Annotated in this window: 4 protein-coding genes; 1 reads left to right on the top strand and 3 read right to left on the bottom strand. The window is 72.9% G+C overall.

Annotation, left to right across the window (positions count from 1 at the left end):
• Nucleotides 1-982: 982 nt before the first annotated feature.
• The 3 genes from BN12_RS19045 to nhaA form a co-directional block, all read right to left on the bottom strand.
• On the bottom strand, nt 983-1,894 hold the full coding sequence (locus BN12_RS19045; RefSeq protein WP_048554982.1) for an alpha/beta fold hydrolase: 912 nt from the start codon (nt 1,892-1,894) through the stop codon (nt 983-985).
• Nucleotides 1,891-2,286 (bottom strand): phage holin family protein, encoded by a 396-nt coding sequence (locus tag BN12_RS19050; RefSeq protein WP_048554984.1) that lies wholly within the window; start codon nt 2,284-2,286, stop codon nt 1,891-1,893. Before BN12_RS19050 ends, BN12_RS19045 begins: the two co-directional genes overlap by 4 nt.
• A gap of 90 nt (nt 2,287-2,376) precedes the next feature.
• Nucleotides 2,377-3,750, bottom strand: coding sequence for a Na+/H+ antiporter NhaA (gene nhaA, locus BN12_RS19055; protein ID WP_048554986.1), 1,374 nt, complete (start codon nt 3,748-3,750; stop codon nt 2,377-2,379).
• Nucleotides 3,751-3,892: 142 nt separating this feature from the next.
• On the opposite strand from nhaA, the gene BN12_RS19060 reads away from it, so the two are divergent.
• Complete coding sequence (locus BN12_RS19060; protein ID WP_083455048.1) at nt 3,893-4,843, top strand: pirin family protein; 951 nt, start codon at nt 3,893-3,895, stop codon at nt 4,841-4,843.
• Nucleotides 4,844-4,858 lie beyond the last annotated feature (15 nt).

Genomic DNA, 4,858 nt, shown 5'->3' on the forward strand with positions numbered 1-4,858 from the left:
GGCGCACTCTGCGTGCGTTCCTCTGGCGCCCTCGTGGTCGAGGCTACGTGGTGACCGCCCCCGGATGGAGCCTGGATACCTCGACTCCGGGGTGATCGCCTGGGTGGAGGTATCTGGTGACGTTCTGGTGGGGTCTGGATACCTCGACTCCGGGGTCTCCCGTTGGGTGGAGGTATCTGGTGACGTTCTGGTGGGGTGGGGATACCTCGACTCCGGGGTGGTCGGCTGGGTGGAGGTATGTGGTGACCGTCCGGTGGGGTCTGGTTACCTCGACTCCAGAGGTCGCCCCCCTGATGGGGCCTGGATACCTCGATTCGGGGGGCCTTCCGCTGGGTGGAGGTATGTGGTGACGTTCTGGTGGGGCCTGGTTACCTCGATTCCGGAGTCTTCCGTTGGATGGAGGTATCTGGTGACGTTCGGGTGGGGTGGGGATACCTCGACTCCTCGGCCCTCGGCTGGGTGGAGGTATGTGGTGACCGGCCCCGGATGGAGCCTGGATACCTCGACTCCGGGGTGGTCGGCTGGGTGGAGGTATGTGGTGACCGTCCGGTGGGGTCTGGTTACCTCGACTCCAGAGGTCTTCTGCTGGGTGGAGGTATCTGGTGACGTTGCCGCGATCGGGGGCGTGGCGCCAGGCGCACTCTGCGTGCGTTCCTCTGGCGCCCTCGTGGTCGAGGCTATGTGGTAACCCGCCCCCCCGTGATGGGGCCTGGATACCTCGATTCGGGGGGCCTTCCGCTGGGTGGAGGTGAGTGGTGACCGTCCGGTGGGGTCTGGATACCTCGACTCCGGGGTGGTCGGCTGGGTGGAGGTATCTGGTGACGATCGGGCGGGATCGGGATACCTCGACTCCGGGAGGCCTCCGTGGAGTGGAGGTATGTGGTGACGTTCTGGTGGGGTGGGATTACCTCGACTGCGGAGGGTCTTCGGCGAGTCGAGGTATCTCGGGACGACCGCCGATGGGGGGGCCTGGTCGGGTTCGCTAGGCGAGGCCGTCGAGCCAGGTGAGGAGGGCACGGTTGAAGCGGGCCGGGGCCTCCTCGTGGGGGAAGTGGCCGGCCTCACGGATGACGGCGGTCGTCGCGCCTCCCTGGACGAGCGAGGTCGACGCCCCCATCTCCGCGGCACCCACCCCGGGGTCGTCGGCGCCACGGACGAGGAGCGCCGGCACGGGGACGGGGGCCGACACCCGCCGGGCGTAGCGGAACGCGTCGGGCCAGGCCTGGCTGCGGACGAGCCAGCGGTGGTACTCGGCGCTCGCGTGGGCGGCGAAGGGGATCGTCTGGGCCGCGGCATACCGCTCGGACTCCTCCGCGGAGGGCCAGGCGCTCCGCGGAGACGCCCACTCGCGGAGGACGTCGTCGACGACGCGCGGATCGGTGGCCAGCTCCCGGGCCTTGGTCCACGGACGCAGTCGAGGGGTGAGGTAGCCCTGCGGGCCGGTCCGGCCGAGGGAGCGGGCGATCATCCGGCGCGCGACGAGCGGGTGCGGCATACCGACCGAGCCGATGGCGGCGCTCACCGCGGGGTCGAAGGAGGGCAGGCTCCACGCGAGGTAGCCGCCGACCCCGTGGCCGACGACGACGGCGCGCTCCTGGCCGAGGGAGCGGATGACCCCCGAGACGTCCCGCGTCACCGTCCAGCCGTCGTACCCGCCGGGGGGCTTGTCCGAGGCGCCGACACCGCGCAGGTCGAGGGCGCACGCCCGGTAGCCGGCGTCGGCGAGGGCGAGGAGCTGGTGGCGCCAGGCCCACCAGAACTCCGGGAAGCCGTGGAGGAGGAGGACGAGCGGCCCGTCACCGAGGTCGGCGACGTGGAACCTCGCGCCGTTGGCCGCAACGAACCGGTGCTCCCACGGCCCGTCGAGCAGTACCGAGGAGGGGTCGGCGATCAGTGGCCCGGTTTGATCGCGGCGACGGTCTGCTGGACGTCGGCGATCGCCTTGCGAGGTGCGGGGTCGACGGTGCTCAGCGCCTTCTTGCCGGTGAGCGCGAGGACCGCCGCGACGATGAGGAGGACGAGGGCCACGATGCCGTAGCCGGCCCAGATCGGCAGCCAGAGCGCGATGACCCGGGCGATCGTGTGGAGGACGAAGAGCAGCCCGAAGAGCCCGAGCACGGCCGCGGCGGCGAGCATTCCGGCGCCCTTGCCCATGACCTGGGCCTTGCCCTGCATCTCGGCCTTGGCGAGCGCGATCTCGCCGCGCACGATGTGCTTGACGTCATGGCTCGCGTCGGCGACGAGCTGCCCGATCGTCCGTTCGCCGGTCGGCACTCCTGCGGCCATCGTCCTCACCCCGTCCCTCGGTCCTGCCGAGATCGTCGGTCACTGCGTCGTCGGTTCCGCGTCACGGGCACATCGACCTGCGCGTCCGACTCAGACCCTATCCGGACCCTCGTCGTCGCGCTGGTGCACCTCGGGGACTCGGTCGGTCTCCTCGTCCCGCGCCTGCCCACGGTGGACCCGCCGGTATGCCGCGTTGCGAGGCACGAGGACGGCGGCGGCGAGGAGGGCGCAGACGAGGGATCCGGTGAGGACGCCGAGCTTCGCGTGCTCGTCGGCCGGCGACCCGCGACCGAAGGCGAGCTCGCCGACGAGGAGGGACACGGTGAACCCGATCCCGCACAGCAGCGCGAGCCCGACGACGTCGACCCAGGCGAGCTCGTCGTCGAGGTCGGCTCGCGTGAGCCGGGCCATGACGACCGTGCTGCCGAGGACGCCGACGAGCTTCCCGACGACGAGCGCGACGACGACGGCGAGGGTGATCGGGTCGCGGACGGCGGCGCCCAACCCGCCGCCGTCGACGACCGGGACGCCGGCGGCGAAGAAGGCGAACACCGGCACCGCGAACCCCGCGGACAGCGGCCGGAGCCGGTGCGCGAACCGCTCGGCCACGTCGGCGTCTCGAGGCAGGGTGCTGGCGGACGGCACCGACGCCCGCGGCCGGACGGGGACGCTGAGGCCGAGGAGGACCCCGGCGACCGTCGCGTGGACACCGCTCGCGTGGACGAGGGTCCAGGTGACGACCGCGAGCGGCACGAGGAGCCACCAATGCACGATCCGCCGCTGGACGAGGGCGGCGAAGGCGGCGAGCGGGAGGAGGGCGAGCGCGAGGTAGCCGGCCGACAGGCTCGAGGTGTAGACCGTCGCGATGATGACGATGGCGACGAGGTCGTCGACGACGGCGAGGGTGAGCAGGAAGGACCGCATCCCCGACGGCAGGTGCGAGCCGAGGACGGCGAGGACGGCGAGCGCGAAGGCGATGTCGGTCGCCGTGGGGACGGCCCAGCCGCGGAAGGCCGAGCCGTCTGCCATGCCGCCGGCCCCGCCCGATGCCGAGCCCTCGCCGCCTCCGAGCACCGCGACGACGGCGACGTAGAGCACGGCCGGGGTGGCGACCCCGCAGAGTGCGGCGACGACCGGCACGGCGGCCTTGGCGGGCTCGCGGAGGTCGCCGACGAGCAGCTCGCGCTTCAGCTCGAGGCCGGCGACGAAGAAGAAGATCGCGAGGAGCCCGTCGCCGGCCCAGGTGCCGAGCGAGAGGTCGAGGTGGACGGCGGGCCAGCCGACCACCGTGTCGCGCAGCGTCGCATACGACTGCCGCCAGGGGCTGTTCGCCCAGGCCAGTGCGACGGCCGCCGCGATGAGGAGCAGCGCGCCGCCGACCGTCTCGGCCCGCAGCGCGTCGGTGACCGCTCGGGCCTCCGGCCACGTCGAGGGCCGGGCGAAGAGGCGGGTGCGCTCGTCCATGGGCAGCCTTCCGACGGGTCGGGACGTCCTCGTCACCCGGTCCCGGCGGACCGGGTGGCCGACCAGACTTCCCGGCACACCGGCGCCGAGCCTAGCCGGTCGGCGGGACCCACCGGTCGGCGTGGAGGGCTACCGTGAGGACATGACGGCAGCCGTCGGCGAACGGATCCTCCTGGAGGCCATCCACGCGAGGATCTCCCCTCGCGACGAGGTGCTGAGGTTCCTGCCGCACCGCGACCGCCGGCTCGTCGGCGCGTGGTGCTTCGTCGACGTCTACGGGCCGGACGACGTCCGCGAGAGGGCCGGGATGACGGTCGCGCCCCACCCGCACATGGGCCTGCAGACCGTCTCGTGGATCGTCCAGGGCGAGGTGCTCCACCGGGACAGTCTCGGCACGACGGCCCTCGCGGCGCCCGGGCGCGCGGCGATCATGACAGCCGGGCGGGGGATCAGCCACTCGGAGAACTCGCCCGAGCCGCACTCGCCGGTCCTCCAGGGCGTCCAGCTGTGGGTCGCGCTCCCGGAGGCGGTCCGCGAGATCGAGCCGTCGTTCCAGCTCGGCGAGGTCGCCACGCCGCTCGTCGTCGGCGCGCTGAGGGCCGGTGTCTTCATGGGCGCCCTCGGTGACGTCGACTCCGGCACGCGCGTCCACTCGCCCCTCGTCGGCGCCGAGCTCACCCGGGCCGACGTCGACGGCTCCGCCGGGGACCCGGACGGCTGGGCGGGCGGGACACTTCCGCTGGACCCCGCATACGAGCACCTCGCCGTCGTCCTCGACGGGGCGGCGACGGTCGACGGGGAGCCCGTCGGCGAGGCCTCTGCGATGTTCCTGCCCGTGGGGTGCGCGGACGTGGAGGTCCGGCTGGCACCGGCGGCGCGGGTGCTCCTGCTCGGCGGCGAGCCGCTCGGGGAGGAGATCGTCATGTGGTGGAACTTCGTCGGGCGCTCGCACGAGGAGATCGTCAGGGCGCGGACGTCGTGGGAGACCAGGGACGGGCGGTTCGGCGAGGTGAGCCACTACCCGACGGCCGACCGCTACGAGGCGCCCGCGCTGCCGAACCTGCGCCTGCGCGCCCGCGGCGCGGTCCGCTGAGGCCGGCCCGCCCCC

Source organism: Nostocoides japonicum T1-X7 (assembly GCF_001046855.1).
GTDB classification, from domain to species: Bacteria; Actinomycetota; Actinomycetes; order Actinomycetales; family Dermatophilaceae; genus Nostocoides; species Nostocoides japonicum.

Bases quoted from the DNA above. Each gene is read 5' to 3' on its own strand.
- BN12_RS19050 (WP_048554984.1), bottom strand. From the start codon at position 2,286: ATGGCCGCAGGAGTGCCGACCGGCGAACGGACGATCGGGCAGCTCGTC.
- nhaA (WP_048554986.1), bottom strand. From the start codon at position 3,750: ATGGACGAGCGCACCCGCCTCTTCGCCCGGCCCTCGACGTGGCCGGAG.
- BN12_RS19060 (WP_083455048.1), top strand. From the start codon at position 3,893: ATGACGGCAGCCGTCGGCGAACGGATCCTCCTGGAGGCCATCCACGCG.